Source organism: Paenibacillus sp. FSL R10-2748 (assembly GCF_038005565.1).
Lineage (GTDB): Bacteria > Bacillota > Bacilli > Paenibacillales > Paenibacillaceae > Paenibacillus > Paenibacillus polymyxa_B.
This window is the reverse complement of sequence record NZ_JBBOTK010000003.1, coordinates 425,214-450,216: the sequence shown is the minus strand read 5'-3', so window position 1 is coordinate 450,216 and position 25,003 is coordinate 425,214. Positions and strand designations below refer to the sequence as shown.

At 47.5% G+C, this 25,003-nt stretch carries 23 protein-coding genes and 1 riboswitch; of the genes, 2 read left to right on the top strand and 21 right to left on the bottom strand.

Going from position 1 to position 25,003, the window contains the following annotated elements:
- Positions 1-310 precede the first annotated feature (310 nt).
- Positions 311-496: riboswitch (cobalamin riboswitch) on the bottom strand.
- A gap of 57 nt (positions 497-553) precedes the next feature.
- The 9 genes from NSS66_RS11970 to NSS66_RS11930 all read right to left on the bottom strand — a co-directional run bounded on the left by NSS66_RS11970 (position 554) and on the right by NSS66_RS11930 (position 8,699).
- Positions 554-1,108, bottom strand: coding sequence for an LOG family protein (locus tag NSS66_RS11970; RefSeq protein ID WP_023990794.1), 555 nt, complete (start codon positions 1,106-1,108; stop codon positions 554-556).
- Positions 1,109-1,314: 206 nt separating this feature from the next.
- The gene (locus NSS66_RS11965; protein WP_068938986.1) at positions 1,315-2,166 is read right to left on the bottom strand and encodes a uroporphyrinogen-III synthase; all 852 of its coding nucleotides are present in this window, start codon (positions 2,164-2,166) and stop codon (positions 1,315-1,317) included.
- Positions 2,167-2,267: 101 nt separating this feature from the next.
- Positions 2,268-3,422 carry a GerAB/ArcD/ProY family transporter gene (locus NSS66_RS11960; RefSeq protein ID WP_023990796.1) on the bottom strand — a complete coding sequence of 385 codons (1,155 nt, stop codon included), beginning with the start codon at positions 3,420-3,422 and terminating at the stop codon, positions 2,268-2,270.
- Positions 3,423-3,465: 43 nt separating this feature from the next.
- Positions 3,466-3,690, bottom strand: a complete 225-nt coding sequence (locus tag NSS66_RS11955) for a hypothetical protein (RefSeq protein WP_023990797.1) — start codon at positions 3,688-3,690, stop codon at positions 3,466-3,468.
- Complete coding sequence (locus tag NSS66_RS11950; protein ID WP_028540746.1) at positions 3,683-4,900, bottom strand: Ger(x)C family spore germination protein; 1,218 nt, start codon at positions 4,898-4,900, stop codon at positions 3,683-3,685. Before NSS66_RS11950 ends, NSS66_RS11955 begins: the two co-directional genes overlap by 8 nt.
- Positions 4,900-6,525 carry a spore germination protein gene (locus NSS66_RS11945; RefSeq protein ID WP_023990799.1) on the bottom strand — a complete coding sequence of 542 codons (1,626 nt, stop codon included), beginning with the start codon at positions 6,523-6,525 and terminating at the stop codon, positions 4,900-4,902. The genes NSS66_RS11950 and NSS66_RS11945 overlap by 1 nt, the downstream gene beginning before the upstream one ends.
- 179 nt (positions 6,526-6,704) lie before the next feature.
- Positions 6,705-7,043 carry a hypothetical protein gene (locus tag NSS66_RS11940; protein ID WP_028540747.1) on the bottom strand — a complete coding sequence of 113 codons (339 nt, stop codon included), beginning with the start codon at positions 7,041-7,043 and terminating at the stop codon, positions 6,705-6,707.
- 15 nt (positions 7,044-7,058) lie between these two features.
- Positions 7,059-7,772 carry a pirin family protein gene (locus NSS66_RS11935; RefSeq protein WP_075154878.1) on the bottom strand — a complete coding sequence of 238 codons (714 nt, stop codon included), beginning with the start codon at positions 7,770-7,772 and terminating at the stop codon, positions 7,059-7,061.
- A gap of 69 nt (positions 7,773-7,841) precedes the next feature.
- Complete coding sequence (locus NSS66_RS11930; RefSeq protein WP_340958998.1) at positions 7,842-8,699, bottom strand: LysR family transcriptional regulator; 858 nt, start codon at positions 8,697-8,699, stop codon at positions 7,842-7,844.
- A 181-nt stretch (positions 8,700-8,880) separates the two neighbouring features.
- On the opposite strand from NSS66_RS11930, the gene NSS66_RS11925 reads away from it, so the two are divergent.
- Positions 8,881-9,861, top strand: coding sequence for a DMT family transporter (locus NSS66_RS11925; protein ID WP_226887718.1), 981 nt, complete (start codon positions 8,881-8,883; stop codon positions 9,859-9,861).
- Positions 9,862-9,979: 118 nt separating this feature from the next.
- On the opposite strand, the gene NSS66_RS11920 is transcribed toward NSS66_RS11925, so the two are convergent.
- The 10 genes from NSS66_RS11920 to NSS66_RS11875 form a co-directional block, all read right to left on the bottom strand.
- Complete coding sequence (locus NSS66_RS11920) at positions 9,980-11,968, bottom strand: methyl-accepting chemotaxis protein (protein ID WP_023990804.1); 1,989 nt, start codon at positions 11,966-11,968, stop codon at positions 9,980-9,982.
- A 154-nt stretch (positions 11,969-12,122) separates the two neighbouring features.
- On the bottom strand, positions 12,123-12,530 hold the full coding sequence (locus tag NSS66_RS11915) for a DoxX family protein (protein WP_028540751.1): 408 nt from the start codon (positions 12,528-12,530) through the stop codon (positions 12,123-12,125).
- Between the two features lie 117 nt (positions 12,531-12,647).
- Positions 12,648-13,508: a M56 family metallopeptidase gene (locus NSS66_RS11910; RefSeq protein WP_028540752.1), complete on the bottom strand. Its 861-nt coding sequence runs from the start codon at positions 13,506-13,508 to the stop codon at positions 12,648-12,650.
- A gap of 3 nt (positions 13,509-13,511) precedes the next feature.
- A complete protein-coding gene (locus NSS66_RS11905; RefSeq protein WP_023990807.1) occupies positions 13,512-13,925 on the bottom strand; it encodes a BlaI/MecI/CopY family transcriptional regulator in 414 nt (137 codons plus the stop codon).
- 146 nt (positions 13,926-14,071) lie between these two features.
- On the bottom strand, positions 14,072-14,911 hold the full coding sequence (locus NSS66_RS11900; RefSeq protein WP_028540753.1) for a winged helix-turn-helix domain-containing protein: 840 nt from the start codon (positions 14,909-14,911) through the stop codon (positions 14,072-14,074).
- A complete protein-coding gene (locus tag NSS66_RS11895) occupies positions 14,887-15,282 on the bottom strand; it encodes a Fur family transcriptional regulator (protein ID WP_023990809.1) in 396 nt (131 codons plus the stop codon). The genes NSS66_RS11900 and NSS66_RS11895 overlap by 25 nt, the downstream gene beginning before the upstream one ends.
- Positions 15,283-15,747: 465 nt before the next feature.
- Positions 15,748-15,957, bottom strand: coding sequence for a hypothetical protein (locus tag NSS66_RS11890; protein WP_028540754.1), 210 nt, complete (start codon positions 15,955-15,957; stop codon positions 15,748-15,750).
- Positions 15,954-17,066, bottom strand: coding sequence for a GerAB/ArcD/ProY family transporter (locus NSS66_RS11885; RefSeq protein ID WP_340958997.1), 1,113 nt, complete (start codon positions 17,064-17,066; stop codon positions 15,954-15,956). Before NSS66_RS11885 ends, NSS66_RS11890 begins: the two co-directional genes overlap by 4 nt.
- Before the next feature lie 27 nt (positions 17,067-17,093).
- Positions 17,094-18,269 carry a Ger(x)C family spore germination protein gene (locus NSS66_RS11880; RefSeq protein ID WP_028540755.1) on the bottom strand — a complete coding sequence of 392 codons (1,176 nt, stop codon included), beginning with the start codon at positions 18,267-18,269 and terminating at the stop codon, positions 17,094-17,096.
- Positions 18,270-18,312: 43 nt separating this feature from the next.
- Entirely contained in the window at positions 18,313-19,947 is a 1,635-nt protein-coding gene (locus NSS66_RS11875) for a spore germination protein (RefSeq protein ID WP_028540756.1), read from the bottom strand.
- A gap of 224 nt (positions 19,948-20,171) precedes the next feature.
- Here NSS66_RS11875 and NSS66_RS11870 point away from each other — a divergent pair, with 224 nt between their 5' ends.
- Complete coding sequence (locus NSS66_RS11870) at positions 20,172-21,263, top strand: GGDEF domain-containing protein (RefSeq protein WP_023990814.1); 1,092 nt, start codon at positions 20,172-20,174, stop codon at positions 21,261-21,263.
- Positions 21,264-21,349: 86 nt separating this feature from the next.
- On the opposite strand, the gene NSS66_RS11865 is transcribed toward NSS66_RS11870, so the two are convergent.
- A complete protein-coding gene (locus tag NSS66_RS11865) occupies positions 21,350-21,847 on the bottom strand; it encodes an Rrf2 family transcriptional regulator (RefSeq protein WP_025720321.1) in 498 nt (165 codons plus the stop codon).
- A 66-nt stretch (positions 21,848-21,913) separates the two neighbouring features.
- Complete coding sequence (locus NSS66_RS11860; RefSeq protein ID WP_340958996.1) at positions 21,914-24,856, bottom strand: glycoside hydrolase family 3 C-terminal domain-containing protein; 2,943 nt, start codon at positions 24,854-24,856, stop codon at positions 21,914-21,916.
- Positions 24,857-25,003: the final 147 nt, after the last annotated feature.

Genomic DNA, 25,003 nt, shown 5'->3' with positions numbered 1-25,003 from the left:
GTGCTCCTCCTATTCATCCTTTTCAGGGCAGCTATGCTATCTATTTCAATGATTTATGCACATCGTGTAACTCGAAAAAACCCCATCCTGCCCGGATGGGGTTTCTATGTACGCATCTCTCATCAGACGAACAAACAGCGTAAGAAGACACTATTTGTCTTCCTCCAGCCTGCCGTTGTTTTCCATCTGACTGTTTACGCTTCAAACGCTGCTGCACGTTCAAATCCACGCAAACCTCTAGCCAACATGGAAAAAGCAACGTGTGCCTGATTTCCTGATTTCGTACACCCATCCTCTCCGCGAAGGTTAACGGTGCATACAGATCAAGGTAGGTCTCCTGGCTTGGCATCAACGGATTCTTTCGTCTTCCCCGTTTTTCACGAGTGACCATTTTAAAAAATCCTCTTCCTTACAGTGGCGGGACCGCTCGGGATTTGCACCCGATTCCCTGTTACCCTTTGCTCAACCGCAAAGGCACCTTGTCTGTCCGCTATTTGATTATGGGTCTTATCATAACCTTGCCTCAATCAGTTGTGCAAGCACGAAAAACGCTTTATTTCAAGTTCTCTGCTTTATTTTTTAACATATGTAGCAATTCGTCCGGGTCCGCAGAGATACTTAATAACGCTGGGTGCTCGGCCCCGGTAAACCCTTCTTGCACGCTATGACGCACCATTTCTACTAACGGGTCAAAATATCCATTCACATTCAACAGCCCAATGGGCTTGCGATGAATCCCGATTTGCGCCCAGCACAATACCTCGAATAGCTCCTCGAAGGTTCCCAAGCCACCCGGAAGAGCGATAAACGCATCGGCCATCTCGCTCATTGCCGCTTTACGCTCATGCATGCTTGCTACCTCAATAAATTCGGTAACTCCCCGATGAATGATCTCTGCATCAAATAATAGGGTGGGCATAATGCCAGTGACCTGACCGTCACCCGCCAGCATTCCATCCGCCACCTCTCCCATCAGCCCCCTGCTAGAGCCACCATAGATCAGACGGATATGATGGCGAGCCATGGCTTCCCCCAGCTTGCCTGCAGCCTCAACATATACCGATGAATGTCCAGGTCTGGACCCGGCAAATACGCAAATAGAATTCATTAACGTCTCAGCTCCTGTCCTAAGTATCATGCATCGAAACTTATTCATTATATTAGATAAACATTTTCGCTATAACAAAAATCTTTGTCGATGCATGTCCAACAAAAAAAGATAAAGACCTCGTAGGCCCTTATCTTTATTTTACTCTGTATCCCAAAATATAAGTTCATTTTTTAGCATACTGCATTTATAATTTCTATCTCATTTCAATGACCATTCACGATCTTCAGACCACAGCCATGCACCGAATCGTTATGTTCAAAATATTTACCCAGCTCCACCATCATCGCGCCCATGCGCTCTTCGGTTGGAAACACGACTCGGTCAATCCCTTCTTCCACAATGGACTGTGCAGTCACCTTCCCTACGGATACAGCAATCACATCCTCACGAAAAGCTTCCAGTAACTCCTCGATTCGATTTTGCTCTCTGGCATATTGGGCCAAAAATCGGATTTGCGGACCACTTGTAAACGTAACAGCATCAACATTACGATGGATAACATCCTCCAGTAACGCCTGCAATTTTGCTTCCTCAGGTGGGATATGCTTATAAGGAAGTACCTGGCGGGTCACTGCCCCCTGCTCGTCCAGCCACTTTACCAACCGTGGAGCTGGATCGCCATGCAGTTGCAACAGTACTTCCTTCCCCTTCAGATCGTATGGGGCGAAAGCTCCTGTCAATCCGATCAAACTTCCGTCCTCGTCTCGTACTGCTGGCGTAAAGCCACGCTTTTTGAGTCCATTGACCGTCTTGTAGCCCCGCGCTGCAATGTTGGAGGATTGCAGCAACTCCATAATCTGCTCGGCCACGCCCATATCCTCTGCCATATCGAACAAGGCATCCAGCCCCATACCTGTCGTGAAGATGTACCAGTCCGGAGGGTGCTTCACCCACGATACAACAGCGTTGCGCAGCTCGATATCATCCAAAAAAACGGTGCCCTGGGCCGGGCGCTGTACTGGCTCACCCCCCATCTTCACAACTAGCAGCGCCATTTCTTCTGCTTTACGGGGACCAGCAAGAGCGACTCTCTTACCTGCCATGCGTTGTGCCATTCTGTTGCCTCCCTTGTAGAAGTCGTATTTCTTTCTACCAAGTATACAATCAGAGGGGTAAAAGACAAATAAGAATTACTTTTCCGATAAATACAGTAATCTTATAAGTGGTCGTGTCCTGTTCTGCCTCCATGCTGGCTTTCTTTCTGACTACTGCTATCCCGCTCTCCGTTAGATGCCTTATCATCTCCGCCTCTCCCTTTAGATTTGGGTCGGAGCAACATCCATAGCAACAAGGGCATGATAACAAAAAAAATGATCATCACCGCGGTCCACTCCCGGCTGAAATCATAAATTTGCACGATGTTGGAGAACAGCATAAACGAACAGACGTAACCCAACAAACCTACGGGCCAAACCATCAGACTTCCCCATGCATGGGCAAACATACGCTTTACTGCCAAACTGGTAACGTACAGGTCAACCCCAATCTTCGTAAGAAAGGTCGGTACAGTCAGTGCTGCCACGAACAAGTCGAACCGATCCAGAAAGTCCGTTAGCTGCAATTGACGCACTAGTTCATAGGATGGATAAAATAGCCGGGACAAGATAGGAACACCAATAACCAACTCCGACAGCAACATCAGCATGGTCAGAAATGCGGTTCCGAGCAAATGCCCATACCACGCACTACGCCCATTATAGCTCTTCCCAGAAATCACAAAGGGAACCATCATGATATCGGCCATATATCCCAGCATGCGCCAGCTGCCCTTGATCACTCCATCTACTTCCGGATGTAAATAGGGTCTCAGTACCGAAAAATCCATATTACGCCCGAAAAAAAGCGGCATGGTCAGCAGCGTCAGAATCAACAAAGGTACAAAAATCTCGGTCATATTCACGATGGTGCTTATTCCGCCTTTGGCCATAAACGCCAGAGTCAAAAGCAAAATAAGAGATACGACAACAATCGGAGTCAGCGGCAAAAGTACAACCTCCACCAAATCCGTGATAACTCTCAAATCCCGTGCAAAAATGATCAGAAATAAAATAAGGTAGACTGCAAGCAGCATACGTCCTAGCACAGGGTGAGAGCTCACCATGGCCTGCATCAGGTCCTGATCAGGAAAACGCCGCTTGAGTCTCAACATGGCCCAAATCGGCAAGCATAGCACGATAGCTGCAATTACACATGTCCAGTAGGCATGTTGATTCGCGTAATCTGCTGCCTGCGCCGGAGCATGTATAAGGGTAATAGCGACCTCCATCAATACACCAAGCAGCACGATTTGTCTGGTTGTGAACTGTCTCATGCAGGTACATCCTCCTTTTGCCCGCAGGCATCCATTACACGATTTACAACGTAGGGGGGAGCCACATGTCAATAAAACGGGCCAGCCATGTAGCCACATAAACAGTGCTCTTCGTTGATGTTCCGTAAATCCAGACACCAATGCTAATGACATACAATACGCGTGAGATCCAGCGATTGACGGCAGGCGCATCCCTAATACTTTTGCGGTCAATCAGATACATGAAGAGCATAGCCAGCAATAAAGGTAATAGAAATACTTTATTCATTCTGGATTTGCTCCTTTTTGACCCCGAATGGTTTGGTGACCGCACCGATATTTTCAATATGCACGACCGGATCTATAGTGACCTCCACCTTGGGATACAGTTGATCCCATTGAGGTTTAATCCGTTCCCATTCATCCGGATGACTCGTAATAATAGCCCGGCCCAAACCAAGTACGTCTGAGTGATATTTTTGCTGGATCACCTTGACACCCTCTCCCAGCTCCCTCTTAATTTCCTCGGCTGTCTGCTGTTCCAGCCACTTCAAATTTTCCTCGTTGGAAATATCGAAATCCGTCTCATTTTCCTTCACATTCCCGTTACAGTTCATATGAACGGTCATGCGAATATCGTTCCCACGAATATATGGCTTGATATGGACATTATTTTCGATGAGGTGTACAGATATGTAGCCTCTACCTTTGGGAGGGTGGATAAATATTTCTGTCTCCTTGGCTTGCTCCATACCCAAAAGCAGGAATCGACTGAGGTGGTTATCTATAATCCCTGTTAACCTGTCTTTCCGAAATACAGCTAGCCCATCGACCTGAATATTTGTCTTCTTGTCTTTAAGATTAGAGGGGCCATTCTTCACCAGAGACATCACCGGCACCACCGGGTCAATACCATCCAGCAGGACGGAATTTATCAGCAGCTTAACAGAACGAGGTTTTTTCATATAGGAATAGTTGAGCTCACGCACCATTTCTGCCGGATATTGCTCAATCGGGGCATCTGCCTGAAGCACTTCCATCGCTGATCCCTTCGTAATAACAACCAGGGAAGACAGACGGTTTTGCGGAATACGCGCCAGTACATCCATCATTTTGTTAATCCCTTCCCGCGCCAGCGTCTCACCGAACAGCAGCACCCGTCGATGGGAGTAATTCAGCGTTCGCGAAACCGCACGCTGTTCCTCGGTGCTTGCTCCCCGGAAGCTTGGGCCTGTTTTGGACTCCAGGTAGTAGGATTTCGTACCACTTGTACCTCCCCCTCCTCCTGTACTGCCCGAAGATCCAAGTTGTCCGGGTAAAGCGATTTGCATCGTTACCCGGTATTGATCGCCTTCTTTATCCAGACCCGTGCCCATCACAAAGGCCACATCGTTCACTTCACGGCGATCCCAGCATCCTCCCAAAAGAACAGAACAAAGCAGCAGACAACAGAGCACAGCCGCTTTACGTATTTGTTGTGCATCGGATTTGGGCTTCATCACCATCCCTCCTCGGTTGTAGGCGATCCATTCATCTTTTCCTTCGCTCGTTTGTTGTTGTCTTTACCAATCCAGGAAGGACGTTTAGTCATTTTCCACCAAGGCGCACGAACGACGATATCCTTTTGATCCATATGTTTGTATGGGCTATATCCGCTCATATAAGGAACACCAAACGATGTTAGCTTGGTTAGATGCGTAGCAATCAGCGTTGTCGCAATAATGATCCCAAACAATCCGAATAATCCCGCCATCAGCATAATTGGAAATCGTAGCAGACGAACCGTGATGGCAAAGTTAAAACGCGGGATGGTAAACGACGCAATACCTGTGAGCGACACAATAATGACCATCGGGGCCGATACAATCCCTGCTTGTACAGAGGCCTGACCGATGACGAGCGCTCCAAGGATACTGACAGCCTGACCGACCGTTTTGGGGAGACGAATCCCCGCTTCTCGTAACGCTTCAAAGGAAATTTCCATCATTAGTGCTTCCACCAAAGCGGGGAAAGGGATAGACTCACGCGCTGCCGCAATACTCAAAATAAGCGTCGTCGGCAGCATATCATGATGATAGGTCGTCACCGCTACATATAATGCAGGCAGAAAGAGAGCCAATATGAGAAAAAGAAAACGAATCCAGCGCACCATATTACTGATAAAAAAGCGCTCGTAATAGTCTTCGCTCGCTTGCATCATCTGCCACATCGTGACTGGCCCAATCAGGGCAAAGGGCGTTCCGTCTACAAAAATAGCAAAACGTCCTTCCAATAATTGCGCAGTGACGGTATCCGGGCGTTCAGTGTATTCCATTTGCGGAAACGGCGAAAACGGGTGATCCTCAATCAGTTCCTCAATATATCCAGTCTCCAGAACACCATCAATTTTAATATCGCTAAGCCTTTTTTTAACATCCTCCACCAGTTTTGGATCTATGATCCCTTCAATATAAGTAAGGACGACGCTCGTTTGAGTTTCTGTTCCGATGGTCATGCTGTACATCTTGAGCTTGGAGGTTTTCAATTTGAAACGTAACAGTGCCGTATTGACGCGAAGTGTCTCTGTGAATCCTTCACGCGGTCCACGAATAACCGATTCGGTCTGCGGTTCCTCCACTCCACGGCGGACACCCCCCTTGGCGCTAAAAATATACGCACGAGGCGTGCCATCTACAAACAAGGCGGCATTGCCGTCCAGTATCGCTGCCGATACCATCTTCCATTCGTCCATCGTTTTGGTCTGGGACATGGAGATACGAGTTTCATCCAGCGGCTCCAATTTGCCGTTCACTTCAGGGTCCTTGAGCATCATGCCCAGAATGACAGGCCGCAGAATATGGTCCTGCAAATCCTCCGATTTTACCGTACCTTCAAAATAAGCCAATAACCCTTTGCGTTCAGGGGAAATCATGAGCTCTCGATAGACGATATCAGAGCAATCCTTGAAAATATCACGCAAAGCAATCAAATTGTCTTCCACACTGCTACGCAGCGGCTGTTCCAGCCATGAAGACTCAGGCAGTCCTTTAGGCACATTGAAATTTCGTGTCTTGCGGTCTGCGGCTGGAATCGCTCGCCGGCTCCACGGTGGCTTCGGCAACTTGGGAAAGCGCCCTTTCTTCATCGTTATTCCCCCTTTACGAATGAGCCGAACAGATAATATGACATATAGGATGTACCAGCCTGCAAAGGATTATGTATCCAATGAACTCAACATGTTGAACAGATAACAAAAAGGCCCTGCAATGATGCAGGGCCTTCGAAAATCCATTATAAATCTGAAAATTTATGATAAAGGAATGATTAATCTCCCCAATACTCCTCGGGATGGTATTCAATCTCAGAACTAGCTTTGAACGTAAGCTCATCTGTCTGATCATGATATTCCACGCTTTCCGGGGTGACGTAATACCAATGCTTCACCACGGGTCCATCGTCTACCGGCGTTACAAAACGAAATACGTTCAACTCCCCGCTATAACGCACAATCGCCTCCGCCGTCTCATGCGGCAGTCCTTGAAGCGTAAAGCGAAACACGCCGTCCGCCGATTCCAAATGGCAATCGAAAACCTGCTTGCGGCTGTCAGCAAAGCTACGTCCCGTGACGGCATGCTTGATCAGCCATGTTTCCTGCTGCGCCATTGTGCGCACCTCCTTTTAGGGCAAATCAATCAACATATAAAAAACAGAATCTTCTGCTTTCAGTGAGAGCTTCGGCTCCTGCTCAATACGAGCGGAATCGCGTCCTTGCAGAATATGTTCACCGTTCACACGCAGCGAGCCTTCGATGACGAATAGGAACACGCGCCGACCCTCGGCCTGTGTGAATTCTACTTGCTCTCCAGGCTGAAGCTTGCTTAAATAAATCGTTAAATCCTGATTGATTGCAGCTATTTCACCCTCTGTGCCTGGTACGCGCTTTCCGGCAACGACAGGCAGAAGCTGACCGTGAAGACGCTCAGGATTGAACGCTGTAGCCTCATATGACGGTTTCAGGCCTTTCGTATGCGGGCTAAACCACAATTGCAGTAGACTGACATCCTCCATTTGTGAAGCGTTGTGCTCCGTATGAATGATGCCGTGGCCAGCTGACATTCGCTGAATGCCTCCAAAACGGGTCACCGCTACATGTCCACGGTTGTCTTCATGACGCAATTCCCCATACAGCACAATCGAAACAATCTCCATATCACTGTGCGGATGCGCCCCAAAGCCCCGTCCCGGTGTGATGACATCGTCATTACAGACACGCATAGGACCAAACTCTGTATTGTTCTCATCCTGATACTCCGCGAATGAAAAGCTGTGACTCCCCCGCAGCCAGCCCTTATCGAAGCTGAATCGGGAAGCCGCCGGATATATTGTAAACATAATAGCCCTCCTTCAGGAAGAAAAATGAGATCAAATCCCTCTCATTGTACCCGAGCCCAAGCAATAAAGCTACGCCTCTGTCTGAGTGATAATCTCGTCTATAAAAGACTGCAAAGTACTGGTAACAAAGGCTTCCTTACGCCGGATAAACACCGTTGTTACTTCATTGTACGGCTCAGGCATCGCATGACCGCAGACAAGGCCTTGAGCCACCAGCCCGCTGATCGAAGATTCGGGAAAAACGGTCATTCCAATACCAGCCGCCACACTGCCGATAATTGTCTCAAATGTCCCAAACTCCATAATCTGCTTGGGAATAATCCCCTCCATCTTGAGCCAGGTTTCCAGCCGTCCCCGGTAGCCGCAACCTTTTTTATACAGCAGGAGTGGACGGGTTGTAAGATCCTCAACAGAAAAGTCATCTCCTTGGGATACGAGGACCAGCTTTTCCTGAAATACATCAAACTGTTCAATCAGCGGATGCTTCACCGGCCCGGTCACAAAAGCTCCATCCAGCCGCATTTCTGCAACCTCCTGCACCAGAGACTTTGTAACCCCGGCCTTGAGGGACAACTCGACATCCGGGTACTTGCTATAGTAAGCATGTAAAATGGCCGGGAGGGCAATGACAGTCTCCACAATGCCAATCTCCAGCACCCCCGAAGGTGCAGAGGTATTCTGAAACGCATGTTTCATTTCCTCGAATTGCGATAAAATGCTTTTCGTATATTGCAGCAGACGCTTGCCCTCGGCATTGAGGATCATTCCCCGCTTATGTCTATTAAATAAAGGCGTTTGCAGTTCCTTTTCGAGCAGCTTGATTCTGGCCGTTACATTGGACTGGACATAGCTAAGCTCGGCTGCAGCCTTGCTGACACTGCCATGCGCAGCCACCGTCTGGAAAATGTTTAAATCGTTCAGATCCACTACTGCTCCCCCTTATTGTGAAGGACAATGGGCCATCAAAATTGACGCGCCTTGTCACTTATTATCATTTTAAATGATCATAATGTTTATTTTCAATCATTTTACCAACAGCTTCCTATCCTTTATGATGTGTCCATAAGATATGTCCGCTGAGACCGGCAAGGAGGAGCTTTTGTACACCATGAACAGACAAATCATGACCGGATCTTTATTATGCCTAATCGCCAGTATGTCCTGGGGGGCGATGTTTCCGGTTTCGCACATTGCATTACAACATATCAATCCACTGTACTTTTCATTTTTGCGCTATTTATCGGTTACACTCATTTTAGTCGTGCTATTGTGGCTCAAAGAGGGACGGACTGCATTTCGCTTTGAGGGCAAGGGTAAGACGTTGTTATTCTTCGGGACCATGGGATTCACCATTTATAATATGGCCGTTTTCCAGGGGCAGCACGCGATGGGGGCAGCAGGTACTCTCGTAGCCTCTATAATGGAAGTTCTAATGCCGATGATTTCCATTGCGATGGTGTGGATCATGACCCGTAAAATGCCTCCGAAATATACACTAATCAGCATGGTGATTGCGCTGGCTGGGGCTTTACTAGTGATCACGAACGGAAAATGGACCTTTTTCACGCTTGCCGGACAACATTTACTGCCGCTGCTGCTTATTTTCGTAGGCGTCGTCGGATGGGTCGTATATTCCATGGGAGGCAGCCATTTTGCAGGATGGTCTACTCTTCGGTATTCAACTCTAACCTGCCTGCTCGGAACTCTCGTCTCCTTCGTAGTCGTCACATTTGCCTCTGCGTTCAACTGGATTGTGGTACCGGACTGGCAGGCTGTGTGGTCAGTTAAATACGAAATGAGCTTTATGATCCTGCTTCCAGGGCTAGCCGCCCTGCTTAGCTGGAATGCCGGAATCCGAAAGCTGTCTCCACTGAACGGAATTCTATTTATTAACTTTGTACCGATTACCACGCTGGTACTCATGTACTTCCAAGGTTATGCTATTAGCCGTTTTGAACTATATGGTACAGTGTTAGTCATTTTCGCACTGATTCTGAACAATATGTTTCAGAGAAGTTCGCTGCGTCCTTCCGACAGCTCACGGGATGTCCGTTTCCGTCTGGATCGCCGCAAGTCCTTCCAACGTTAACTTCTAACCCTGCAAACCAAAAATTTGCTAAAAACATTAAAAAAGCGCCTGGATACAGAGTACAATCTCCTGTATCCGGGCGCTTTTTATCATTTCAGGATTTTGCGAAATCCTCATTTTAAGATTTTCCTTCAACCTGAAAACGTCCAACCAGTTCGCGCAATTCCTCTGCCATTTGGCTCAGGTCCGCTGTAGATGAAGCAATTTCCTCAATAGAAGCGAGCTGTTGCTCAGCTGCCGCTGAGATCGACTCGGTGTTGCTCGCTGCCTCGTCCGAAATGTGGGAAATATCGCTCATAATATCTACGACACCTACAGTCCCCCGTGCCATTTCCTGAGTCACTCCGGTAATGTCATTGATATGCTCCATAGCTCGTTCCACGGCTTGGCTGATTTCCGCAAAGGATTGCTCAGACGTGGTTACCGAATCAATGCCTTCCGTCACCCGTGTCCGCGCTTGATGCATAGCACCCAGAGCATGATTCATATCCACCTGCATCGCTTCAATGCGCTCCGAGATCAAGGTAGCCGATTTGGCGGATTCCTCAGCTAGCTTACGCACCTCCGTAGCGACCACGGCAAATCCCTTACCATGATCCCCAGCGCGTGCGGCCTCAATGGACGCATTCAGAGCTAACAGATTGGTCTGTTTAGCGATACCGGATATAACGCTGATAATATTCACGATTTCACCGGAGCGCTCATTGAGGGAGTCCATGGCCTGTCCGAGATCGTTAACGGTCTCGTCGATGTCATGCATCTTCTGTACAGCCTGCGTAGCAGCCTTGCTACCCTCCTGAGCCGACTCGGCGTTCATCTTCACATGTTCAGATACGCCCAGCATACGCTCGGATACGTTCGCTGCTTGCTGAGCAAGCTCCTCCATATGTACAGAGCCGTGCTTGACGCTCTGCACCTGACGTTCGCTGCCCACAGCTACTTCCTGGATAGCAATGGTGACATGCTCAATCGCTTGGGTCGTCTGATCTGCACCCGCAGCCAGCTCCTCCGCTGAAGAACTTACCCGATCTGTCGTTTCGTGTACGCTTCGAATCATCGTGCGCAAACTATCGACCATAGTTTGGAAGTGAGAAGACAATTCGCCTACCTCATCCGTTTTTCCAGTTTCCAAATCGCCCGTCAAATCTCCTTCACTGATTCGTTCTGCTGATTTTTGCAGCTTACGAATCGGTACCAGAACAGAACGGGTGATCAGGAAAATCGCGATAAGCGCAATCACCAATGAGGCAGCCAACACAAAAATGGTTACATAACGTATGGCAGCGGTGGCATCACTAATCTCGGATTGATAGAAGGTACCTGCTATTTTCCAGCCGGTATCTTTATTCGTTACATAGTTCAGGTACTTCTCTTGGCCTTCATACACATATGTATACTGCCCGCTCTGCGCAGCATACATATCATTTATAAAGCTTGCATCAAGAGATGTACCCGGCTTAGCCGTAGGGTGGACTACAAATTTTTTCGTATGATCCAAAATGATGATATACCCCTCCTGGCCGACTTTGATGGAGGCCAGTTTGCGTACACTTTCCAGATTTAGAGAAATCCCGATAACCCCGGACTGGTCGGAAAGCGTCTGAGATACCACCACAACAGGAATACCCGATGAATTGATGATAACAGGGGTGATCGCTACCTTACCGGGTTGCTTCATCGCTTCGATGTACCATGGCCGTGTGCGAGGATCAAATGTCCCTTCGTCCTCCTTGGGCACCCCCCGAATCATCAGCCCGTCCGGTGTTCCAACAAAAATATCCGTCGCATCTTCGTGCAAGCCCTTGTATTGAATCAGTTTGGGCTGAATCAATGGGCTGTTTCGACCATCTATCATTGAGGCGTCCAGACGCTCCGCCAAATACTTCGCATCTTTAATTTTACTGGCGATTGCGTATTCAATAATCGAGTTAGCCGTCGCTACACCCTGATTTGCACTGCTGTAGAGCTGTTTTTCCATAGCATTATATGATGATTTATAGGTCGCAATGGAAATACTTAAGCTCGGAATCAGCAAAACAAGCAAAAAGCCTAAACTTAGCTTGTTCCTGAGTGTCCATATAGTTTTTCTCTTTCGCGTTGTTCCCATGTTTTTTCCCCTTTGCTCATAAAACGATATATTTGAATTACATTCAGTGTTAGTTATATCGGTTGAAAGTAACAAATGATTTACAATAAAATTTCACAAAGGAGAAAAACAAAAACCGCGCCCTATGAGACTAAGGACGCGGTTATATGAACATTTAGACCTGTACGTTACTGTTTTCAGCCTTTTTACGGCCAAATAACTGATCCACTGCCAGAAAACGTCCACCGACGAGCGCTTGCTGAAGGCTGGTGAACAGAATCAGCAGATCAAATTCAATCGAGCCAAAAGGCTGTCCTTTTTTAGCAGTTAGCAATACACCGATCATAACGATGGTCAATGCCGCTCCAGCCAGTCGTGTTCCGATACCCAGAACCAGTGCAATACCCCCAACCAGCTCAACCGTGGCGACCACAGGAGCCATCCAACCAGGGAGTCCGATGCTTTGGAAGAAACCAGAGGTTCCGTCTAATCCCTGAAACTTTTGTGCACCGTGAACGATAAAAATAACCCCTGTAAAGATTCGTACCAACAACAATCCAATATTCATAAGCGTTTGATTCATTTGCTCATCTCCTTTTAAGTTGTATAAAAATCCTGTAACAAACTACATAGTGTAGTGTATTGCACATCGAGAATCGGGAGCGCGAAAAGCGCCACCCGTAGGAAACATCTTACCCAACTAGATTAGCGCCAGTGCGAACATAAGTGTCAGCATCACTAGCACATAGCTGGAAAACATAATCGAACGCCAAGGCATTTGAATGACAGGTTCTTGCTGAGGGTCTAAAATACGTGAGATACGATAATTAATGGACGTTTCTGCAAACGAGGAACAAGCGGCGGAGTTTACCAGGCGAGTATTGGCAGGCGTCATACTCAGAAGCTTGAGCAATGCGCTCCCAATCCCAACTGGTGAACCAGCTCGATGAATCGCTTCGTTATCAGCCAAAATTTCACGGGCCGTCTTATAATGATTGGTAATGTGACGCAGCACCGGCAAGTAAAATAGCTGTTTAGCACACACTTGCAGCAACCAGGTCTTCAACGGATCATAATGTTTCATATGATAGGCTTCATGGTATATGACCGCTTCTTCCTCGTGCTTGTCCAGTACGGACAATAGTGCAGAGGACAATACAATACGTGGCTTCCATAATCCCATGGTGAAGGCGGCTGGCTTGGCATAATCAATGACCCATATCCGATCGGTCCCGAGTTCACGATATCGCTCACCCAGTGCCTCAGTCAGCGGCAGGTCACGCATTCGGTGCAGTCTGCGAAAAGCTGCCCTGGTAGCCATACACTGTCTGACTGCTTCTCCTCCGGCGATAGTGAAGGTAACGAGAACCAGCCCGCTGAGCGCATCCACCATGTAGCCGATTCCGTAGTGCTGCAACAAGCTTCTGCATATTTGAAACACGTTATAATTCAATTTCCAGCCGAAAACATGCTGCCCGGCGTACATACCCATCTGTATAAGGGCGAAACCCGAAATCAAGGCGCCTGCTGTAAACAGTAATTTAGAACGTGTTTTCCACATCGTCTACATATCCTTTTTCCATTGTTTAATTTTTTGTTCCAGACGTTCGATCAACTTCGGATCGGCCACCTCCAGAGCATCAATCATATGATTGACAGCAAGCGGACCAAATTCATCAACCAATTCGTGACTCAGTCCCTTGGATTGCTCATCCATGAACTCATCCCTGCTTAATACTGGACGATATAAAGACGTTCTCCCACGTATACTCTTACTCAGTATTCCCTTTTCCACTAAACGGTTCATCACGGTCATTACCGTATTGAAGTTAAAGTCCCGATCCCCCTCCAACGCGGTCTGCACTTCTTTGATACTCCGATCCGAAGTGGACCATAAAATATCCATAATTTTGGCTTCCAGAGGTCCGAAAAATCGGTTAAGCCCGGTTTCGCCAGCTTTAAAATTCAGTCGTTTCATAAGAAGCACCTCACACTACCGATTGTAGTGTATATATCCGGATAAAGTCAACCGTCACACCTAATGTCAGTTTCTTCATGGAATCATATACAAACCGCCGAATGTCTCCATCCGGCGGAAATTCATCGGTATTCATAGCTTTTAGTTCAATCTGCCAATCTGTATCCTACACCTCTTACGGTTGCAATATATTCAGGTTCTGCAGGTCGATCATCCAGCTTCTTGCGCAAACTTTTGACATGCACATCTACAACGTTGCTGCCTCCTACAAAATCCGTCTCCCAGATATCGTGCATCATTTGCTCGCGGGAGATCACTTTGCCTTGAGCATCAATCAGCTTCAGCAGCAAATCGTATTCTGTTTTAGTCAGATTCAATTGACTCTCTTCTTTATATACCAGCATTTTATCTCGGTCAATCCAGATGTCCTTGAATACCGTACGACGGCTGGCTTGCGCTACCTGACGGGAAGCGGCAGGATGGCGTACAATCATCCGTTCAATGTCATGCACCATATGATTGGCAGCCAGCGGCCACACCAGCACCTCTTCCGAAGGAAGCAGCTCATGCGCATGTACAGACATCCGATCCTGTACCACATACATAACCGGTGTGTCTTTCATATGTTCTACCTCAAGACGATTGCGGATATCCAGTAATTCACTCTGTGGTTCGGTGGCGGTCAAATCGTAAATCAACAAATCGCTTCCCAGATGACGCTGCACTTCAGGCTCCCAGCGATGAAAAACCATCACATCAAAACACGCATCTGACAACGTACGCACCAACCCATGAACTACACCCGGTACCGAACTGATCAGAATGATACGACGTGTAGTCGGACAATACAAAGGCTCATTGGAGGGAACGGTCTGCACCGTAGGTGTAGAGGGAGCTGCTAACATCGATGTCCAACTGCCCTTCACCCGTCTAGGCATGTCAGCCACTTTGAAACGATTCGTTATCTGATTCGCTTGCTTTGACATTCCTTACACACTCCTCCGAATACGACATGGGCATGGGCAATATTATACCCCGTTTCATGCGCAACCGTGTCAATCCAATCATGTGGGACTTCACTCATTACTTCATCTACTCGGCCGCATACCTGACAAATAATATGCTGATGATCGTCCATCCGTCCATCATAACGACTAGCAGCTTCCCCCAGCTTCAATTCACGGATTAATTCCTTATCCGTCAAATAACGTAGGGAATTATATACTGTTCCATAGGCCAGATTATATCCGCGCTCCATCAACCGATTCATAACATCAGCCGCAGTAGGATGATCGTGGGCTTCACGAACCACATCATATACCGCTTGGCGCTGCGAAGTTAAATTTAAAGTTCTCATACCGCATCTCCCTTAACCAACGCAGATTATATTAATTACAAAATTACAATCACAATAAAGATCAATTTAGAATAAGTATAAATCTTAATTTATTTCAAGTCAATGGGATCGGATAAATTGAACGGCTTTGCAACACAATGTATACATGGTACATCTCAGCCCATACACATCGGAGGAATATTTTATGAAAATACTGTGGATATTCACCCTCTTTATGATACTTACGCTCGGAACAAGTATATCGATAAAATGGCTTTTCGGCGCTCATCATCCTTGGGAGCCTATTTCATTGGCTTTTCGCACTATGCGACCATCGGAATATGTCGTCCTGGCAGGAATGCTTATAGTGTTCTTTATAAATGTGGGCAAAAAGCCAATAGGAAACGCATTTCGCTTCCTGTTCTCACAATGGTCACGTTTCCTCAAAGTTTCTACTTCTTCCTCTGATTCTCCGCAAGAGAGTCATCAGAAAGAACAAACAAGGGAAAACGCAAGCAAATAATGGATGGACATAGATGAGGGACATTCGTCCAAATTCAAAGTGGCAATCCATGTATTCCGTTCATATTCATTATCCATATTAATAATGACCGCATTTCCAAGAATAAAATCGAACATCAAAATGAGCATTTTACCGGTACTGATGTATGTTTTGTCGGCAAGACGATGTCTCATGAGACATTTTCCTCTCCTTTTTTATTCCGGGTCTTTCTCAGCCACGACACGATTAGCAGCAAGATAGGAAAAAACACGGCAAATATCGGAAACAGCCATTTCAGCACTAACTCGCCTGTTTGAAGGTGATCTTGATAGCTCAGTGTCATCAATACACAAGAGACTAACATGATAATCCCAAATGGCAGGATCAGTTTATGGTATGACATTCTCAATACATCCTCTGCGGCTTTAACCGCGGCATAATAGAAGATGAAAATTTTAAAAAAATCAAAGATAATAACGCTCATAACGCCGATGACATCGACTCTGTCGATAAAATCAGATATTTCGACCTTGCTGATCATCGAGAGTAGCGGGTAAGTCGCCCGTTTAAACACATCCTCTCCCAGTGCAAGCACATTGGACAGTGTAACAATAGATAGGAGCAGCCCTCCGAACAATATAGCAGAGACCCCTACCCCATTGGCATGATAGCCCTTTTTTAATGTGGGAAGAATCATCGCAAACGTAACCATCTCGCCGTACGGTAGCATCACGGCTTGCGAATAAACAACTTGCCATATCGGCTGCCAGCCATGCTCGGCTATGGGCAATATATTGCCCACATCTACAATGCCTGCCAACAAAATTAATATATTCGTGGCTAGGCCCAGCAACAGTAGCAAAATCAACATGATGATGGCCGTCCGGCCTGCAACCTCGATTCCCAAATACACCACATACATTACAAGTCCAATCATTAAGGCACAAATGACTGTCAACGGCGTATGCTGAAGTGTCCGGTCGGCAATCAGGATCCCCGTGTCCCGAAGATCCCGTGCTCCGCCGTAAAGAAAAAACACGATATATATAAAAGCAAGCGCACTCCCTGCTTTCTTGCCCAAAAGGGCTCTGCAGTACTGTGTCATGAGCAAGTCGGGAAAGCGTCGGTGAAGGCTGCCATAGCATACAAAAAGCATTGCCCCCAAAACTGTGGAAATGAGGATGGCGATCCACGCATCCTTGCCCGCATTCCTTCCGGGAATAGACATCATGGATGTACCCATCTCAAACAACACCATAAGAGAGATCATCTCTTTTGCACCTATCTGTACCCTTTTTTTCATGGCCTTCCCTCCTTGTTCTATTTTTCACTAGTCTGATTCCCCCTTGGAATATGGGTTAGTCCGCGACTGAGTGTGTTTCAGTATAGAAGTCACTTGAATACGAACGGTACTTTCCGCAAAATAACGGCTCCAATCGTGAGAGAGCCTCTTCCATTGTTGGGGATGGCTCCTCTCCAGCGCAAGGCCAAAGCCTATTACATCGCTGCGGGTACGCTGAATGTCTCTGACTGTTGAAGCGATTACTTTTTTCGTCTCCTCTGTCCATTGCTCCTGCAGTCTTTTCATCGCCTCCGGACTCTGTAAGTTAATCGAGCACTCGGCTTCCTGTACTGCCCCGGTCTGTTTTAAGTTAATCACAAAAATAGGCTCTCCTTGCTCCATCCGAGTGTGTATCTTGGTTGCAGAAAACAAGGTTTCGATGCCAATGGTTTCCCTATTCTTACCGCAGCTCAGTGTTGTTTGGGCACCTTTCACCTTGTTGTTGATCATAGACAGTCCAATGGCCTGGTCATCGTCCAACCAGTGGACAAGCCGATCCTTTTTGAACACCCCCATTCCGTTAATATGAACAATGGCTTTCGGTAAAATATTGTCCACATTGTTCTTGCTTGCAGCCTGCTCCAAATTCCCATTGACCCCTATGCCCGTCAGCACAGGACCGCCACCCTTATGAGACATGCTGCGAATGACATCGTCGATAGTCACCGCGTAATCCCCGGCATACAAACGTTCCGATGTTTCCAGCTTTCCTGAAATATCATTGGCCGGAATACGGCCGATCGCGGTCATGATTGCCAGTACATCCTTCCCAGTATTACCGCGTGCCACCAGCATTTTCACCGGCAACCGGATTTCTGTAGACCTTTCCAAAGAATCCATCATATCGCCGATTCCAGCCCGTGCCAGCTTTTCACCAATAACGACCAGTTTGGTGTGCGCCAAAGAAATGATCCTCGGAACCTTTTGTGAGGCTCTGCGGAGCGCTTGAAACAGATTTTTTCCCTTTTCCCGATACAAAACGACAGGAGTATCTCCTCTCGCTTTGGCTCCGGCGATTTCATCTGCCACGATCACCTGTAGGGAAACTTCGTAATCTGACTCCCCAACCATATCAATTCCTATCCCCGCTACTACTGCTCTCTGGTTTAACTCCACAGAATCCCAGCAACCGGATAACAAGGGAGCGAACAGTAACAGGACCAAACACAGTCTCCCTATACTCCCCTTAAAGGTTACTGCCCTTTGTTCATTCCTCTTCCCCTGATACACCCTGATTGCCCCCCTCCTGCATCGGTGTGGTTTTATCAGAAGGGGAATTCCCGCTTCCATCCTTCATTCGTTTCTGGTTCTTAGACGTTATGCTTTTAGGACGTTTCTTCATCATCCAAAATGGGAGTCGCAATACGGCATCCTTTTGACTCTCCAGCACAAAAGGACTGAAAGGCGCCATGTAGGGCACCCCGAAGGAACTTAGACTGTTCATATGAGCAATCAACGCAATCAGCCCCAATGTAATGCCGTATAGCCCCATAAACGCTGACAGTATCATGAAAATAAACCGGCACAATCTCCCGGCCACTGCCATGTTATAGGCTGGGATTGCGAAACTGGCTATTCCTGTCAGGGCTACTATAATTGTGAGCAGCGGGGTGACGACTCCGGCTTCCACGGCCGCTTGACCCAACACAAGCGCACCAATAACGGATACCGTTTGACCACCCGCACGCGGCATTCGAATACCCGCCTCACGCAAAATCTCAAAGGTAATCTCCAAAATAAACGCCTCTAGAAATGCCGGAAAAGGAACGGATTCCCGCTGAGCCAATATGCTGATCAGTAGTGGAGTCGGTATCATTTCATAATGGTATGTTGTTAAGGCAATGTAGAGAGAAGGCCCCAGAATAAGAATAATGAAGCTGATATATCTAATGAGCCGAACAACAGTCGCCATATCGTAACGCTCTTCATAATCCGAAGAACTCTGAAAAAATTGGGCAAATATTGTAGGCATCACCAGTACAAACGGAGTCCCGTCTACAATGAGAGCCACTCGACCCTCCATAATATTGCTGCTAATGGTGTCCGGTCTTTCCGTGTTAAAAATCGTCGGGAATGGTGTAAAGTGATTTTCCTGTATCATCTCCTCAACCATGCCGGACTCAAATACAGCGTCAATATTGATGCTTTCTACCCGTTTACGAACCTCATCTACGACACGTGGATTTGCAATATTTTTCATGTAGAGCATGGCCACATTTGTGAGGGACGTGCTTCCCACTTGGAACATCTCCAGTGTAAGATCGGAGCTTTTAATCCGTCGCCGGACGAGAGAAATATTCGTGAACAGGGATTCTACAAATCCCTCTTTCGGTCCTCTGACGACTGTCTGTGTTGTTGGCTCGCTGACTGCGCGCGTCTCTCCCCCACGTGTGCCGCACGCAATGGCTTTTTCGCAGCCTTCCAATAGGATGATCGTGTCCCCCACTAACAGTTGTTCCATCATGGAATTCCAATCATCGCAGTCCTTCACTTCTCCTAGTGCAAGCGCATGACTCTGTATTCTTGCGTACAGCGCTTCTGCATTCTCCGCCTCAGCAGCCACTTCAGCAGATGGGCGGCTAAGCATGGATCTCATGATGAGTTCATTCACCGTATCCGTTTTAGCCATACTATCCAGAAACACAATAGCGGCGGGAACATCCGCCCTCAGCCCTAATTTAAAGCGGCGAATCAGAAAGTCTGGGCTATCTGATGTCAATTTCTTAATTTGCTGCAAGTTGGTTTCCAAACAAGTATCGATTTTTAAATAGCGCGGAGAATTTTCATTGTTCTTGCCCGCACCCGACTTTTTATTATGTTTGCGATAGGGATAGCGAATCATGAGCAAACCTCATCTCCAGTAAGGCAGCAATAGATACCGCCTATTTTTCCTTATTCTTGTATCTTTGGAGTATGCTCAATCTATTCCCAGTTATGCACCAAACACGTGAACGAAACGTTATAAGCGCATCAGCGTAATAAATTTCAATAAATTCTTCATTTTCAAGCTTAATGTCAGTTTTTTTGATAAAATGAAGAAATATGCCTCTCGGGAGGGTTAGCATCTTGTTCAGTACGTTTTTTGTAAATACCTGTATCCTTGTCACCTTTTTGTACATAACTGGCCTCATATCACAAAGATATAAAATCCGTCTGCACACCTTGAAGCGTAAGATACATTGGATCGGAGGCGGCCTTTTTGGGTGCTATGGCATTGTTATGATGTACTATTCAATTCCAGTAGGATTTAATACGATTGCCGATCTTCGTCATTTGGCCATCGTAGCTACCGCAACGTACATCGGCGCCCCAGCAACGCTCATGGCTACCCTATTTATATGTGTAGGTAGATTATTGCTGTTTGGTATCAACACTCAAGCCATCGTAGGCGCTATTTTTATGATGCTCGTTGGGCTGGGGTGCGCTTTATTGTCACATCTGTCCTGGTCACGTTTACCCAAGCTGATGATTATGAACGTTTTTGCTATGGGCATTATATTCTGTTCCCTTATGATTAATTTGAAGAATCTTGATGATGTTCTGCATGTTTATCCGCTCCAATTATTCATATCCATGATCGGCGGATGTCTTCTGTACCTCATTGCTGAATCTATCAACACATCCAATGAGCTATTACTTCGACTGGAGCATACCTCCTACACAGACCATCTCACTAATTTAAGCAACAGAAGACAGCTTGAGTTTTCATTGGAAGAGAAGCTCCCTCAAGCTCGTCAACGTCATGAGCACTTATCTGTACTGGTGTTGGATATTGATCACTTCAAGGAAGTCAACGACACCTATGGGCATGCGGCAGGAGATGCAGTGCTGCGCCAGCTTGGGCAGATTCTAATGGAAAAATGTCGTCCTAATGATGTAGTCACCCGCAGCGGGGGGGAAGAATTCACCGTGCTTTTGCCAAATTGTGCTTTTCGGCAAGCGTTGCGCATAGCTAATCAGATTCTTAGTGGAGTAAATCAGCACGAGTTTATTTTAGCGGATGGTCTTGTTCTTAAGGTCACGGTGTCCATCGGTGTGACGACATTTCCTGGTACCGGGGAAGATATGTCCGGGGCAGCCCTGTTGGAGCAGGCAGATAAAGCACTATACGAAGCTAAAAATGCAGGACGTAACCGGGTTTGCTCATATGAAACATAATTTGAGGCATGACCATTTCATAGAAATAGCCGATACAACCCTCTTTTGAGAGTCGTATCGGCTATTATCATTTTGAATGAAATGTGTTAATCCCTCTGGGAAGGAGACTTGGCATCCTTATCTTCATTATGATTGCATTTTCCCACCACGAGTGATGTACGATTGGCAAGCGAAGCCAGCGTATGGGACCCCCATACTTCCAGCATACGTCGTTCGCTCTCGGCTAAAATTTCGGATACGGCTATCGCCAACTCCTCACAAAAAGGATTGGTTTCCGGTTCATGCATCATACCCGGGAAAATCGGATCACATATTTCAATGGCGTGGTATATATCGGCAAGTGTAATATGGTCGGCCGAACGGGTAAGCACATAGCCTCCCTCACGACCTTCGCGTGCTGCAATCAAATCTGCCTGTACAAGTCGCGTCAGCACCCTGCGCACCAAAGTGACTTCGCAGTCAATGGAACGGGCAATAGAACCGCTGGCACAGAGTTCTCCGTGCTTTTCCAAATAGACAAGCGCCTTTACCGCCACCCCAAGCCATTTGGGCGTTGCGGTGCGTAGTCGTTTTTCACTATTCAAATGAGATGACACCCCTAAGCTGTAGAAACTTCGTTGAATGCATTGTACGTGATGTCAGAAGTAAGTTCAAGCCTGAAAGCCGGAATCCTCTGTAGCATTAGCGCCCAAAGTAAAATGAGCTAGCCGCACTTCCCCGCTCAACAACAGGTATACATCACGTGTGCCAGAGACTGAATGTACCGCTTCCGAAAGCGTAACCCATGCTTGCGCCCCTCCTGTATTGCCCACGTTCACACGTGCCACAGCTTCGCTGTCCGGTGCATCCAAACGCAGCTCAATTGTGGCATCGCTACTGTTGCCTGACACGCGACACTGAAGCTCGACCACACTCACCGTATCCATGTCTACGCCATGAAAGGCAATCCAACCGGAACGTTGAGGTGTGCGCGGACGTACACAGGCCTCCCTTTGCTCCTTGCTTTCATCCAGTACGATGTCGGAGCAATTATCAAAGTTTTCAGCGCGAATACTTCGTCCGGCTTGGCGTGGTGGAATAACTTCGCCACGAACGTACACAGGGTGCTCCAACCGAATATCCGCTGAGGAAGCGCCTGCCAGCAGTGTATATTCCCCCGTTTCAACGCAATAGCAATCCCGTGTAACATCCCAAATCGCCCAATCCTTCATCCGAATCGTAAAGGAAACCGTTCGCGTCTCACCTGCGTCTAAGCGAATACGTTGAAAACCGCACAATGTCTTCAGTGGTCGCTTTACTCGTGAGGCACCGGGCCGTACATAGAGTTGTACAACCTCTTCACCAGCAGCTACACCCCGATTCGTCACCTCTACCCACACCTGGAGCGTATCCACGGCATCCAGTGCAGCAATAGATTTTACGCTATCCTTTGGGGCATCCGTACGCAGGTCATTATATTCAAAAGGCGAATACGTCAATCCATGGCCAAACGGATACAAGGATTCACCTTCAAAATATTGATAGGTACGACCGCCGCGAATAATATCGTAATCTTTGATGTCGCCCAATTGATCCTCGCTCTGAACCCAGGTCATGTTCAAACGCCCCGCTGGCGCGTAATCTCCAAATAACACATCCGCTATTGCTGTACCATGCTCTTGTCCCGCATGAGACGTGTATACGATCGCTGGAATATGCTCCTGAACCCAAGGGATGGCAAATGGATAGCTGCCCGTCAGAACCACAATCGTATTCGGATTGACGCGATACACTTCCTCGATAAGCCGTTGCTGGGAAGCTGCCAGTTCCAAGCCTGGACGGTCATTCTCTTCCTTTCCATTGATGAGCGGGTGATTTCCAACAAATACAATTGCTGTATCTGCCGCTTGCGCAGCGGCTATCGCTTCCGCTAAACCATCTGACACCGTCTCTACCTGGAATGTTTGGCTCTGTCCTAAAACTGTCGAGGCGTTACTCTCTACAGCGTTAAGTGCAGATTTTTCAGCCTCCACTACCTTTAATGAGCCCTCCGTTCTGGCAATCACTGGTTTGCCATTCCATGTTGTCCACAGATGCTCTCCTTGTCCAACAGGAGTCAGCCCAAAGACCTCTTTGACATACCAGCCATACGCTTCATCAGCTGTAACACGGAGCGTTTCCTCATCACTCGTCACGTAAGTACCCAGATGCTCATTATGTAACGTCACACTGCCATAGCCCCAATCCGTCATGGTCAATACTGTGGGCTCTCCATCCTGGGACAGGCGCATCTCACCGGAAGAATCGACTGTGAGCTTCGCTCCGTCATTCACCGCCGTCAAGGTCACACGATTCTTACCGTCACGGTACACGACGCGTTCCTTTGCGTCCTCGCCTTCCAGCTTGGCACGAATCGCCTCCAGCGGTGTAACCCGGTAGGGCAGCGTACCGGAATACCAGTCGCGGTACACCTCATTGCCATGCGTACCAATGACCGCTACTTTGCCACACCGGGCAGGGTTCAATGGCAAGAGTTCATGCTCATTTTTAAGCAGTACGATCTGCTCCCTCGCCGCACGCAACGACAATTCACGGGCTTGCTCTGTCAGGAGAGCTTCCTCTCCGATTGAGGCATAAGGATTGTCTGCCGCCGGGTCGAATTCCCCCAAACGAAAACGGACACGAAACGTATGGAACAATGCCCGATCCAAGTCTTCTTCTTGTAGCGTTCCTTGCGCCAAGGCTTCACGAATCGCCTGTTTGGAGAGCTCCGCATCATCTGTAATGCTGTCAATTCCCGCCCGAATAGATTCGGCCACGCCAGGCGTATGGGAATCGTAATACTGATGATCGTTGACAATCCCCATGACATCACCCGCATCACTTACGACAAAGCCGTCCATCCCCCATTCGCCCCTGACAATATCGTTAACCCCATGATATAACGTAGCAGGCGTTCCATTAATCAGGTTGTAAGAAGTCATCATCGACTGGGCGCCGCCTTCTGTAAAAGGCTTCTCAAAGGCTCTTAAGTAATATTCTCGCAGATTTCGTGGGTCTATACTGGAGGAGCCGATTCCCCGGTCCACTTCATTGTTGTTACCCAGAAAATGTTTTAAAGTGGCAACCGCTTTCAAATATACCGGATGATCCCCCTGTATCCCCTTGACTAACTCCTTTGACAACTCTCCCGTCAAATACGGATCTTCGCCGTAAGCTTCCTCATTGCGTCCCCATCTCGGGTCACGCTCCATATCCACCGTAGGTGCCCACAGGGTCAGACCGTTTAATTTGGGATCACGACGATAGTAAACACGTGCCTCATCTGCGATAACAGAGCCGATGAGGCACATTAATTCCGTATCCCAAGTACATGCCAATCCTACAGGCTGAGGAAATGAAGTCGCCTCACCCAACCACGCTATCCCGTGTGCCGCTTCCGTACCGTGCTTATAAGCTGCGACTCCCAATCGGTCAATGGCCGGCTGGTATTGCAACATGGATTCAACCTTTTCCTCCAAGGTTAGTCGCGACACAAGATCCCGTACACGCTCATCCAGATGAATCTTCGGATCTTGAAATAAATATTCGATACCCGTTGTTTCATGACTCATATCCGTCATCTCCTTAGCTTAATTAAGATGATAAAAAGTACTTTTATGAAAGCGTTTTAATATATCATAGCTAAAAAGGGGTACCCCGGCAACAATACCGAAAACATCCTATACTGGTTGAAAGAGAGACCGCAGCATAAAGACAAA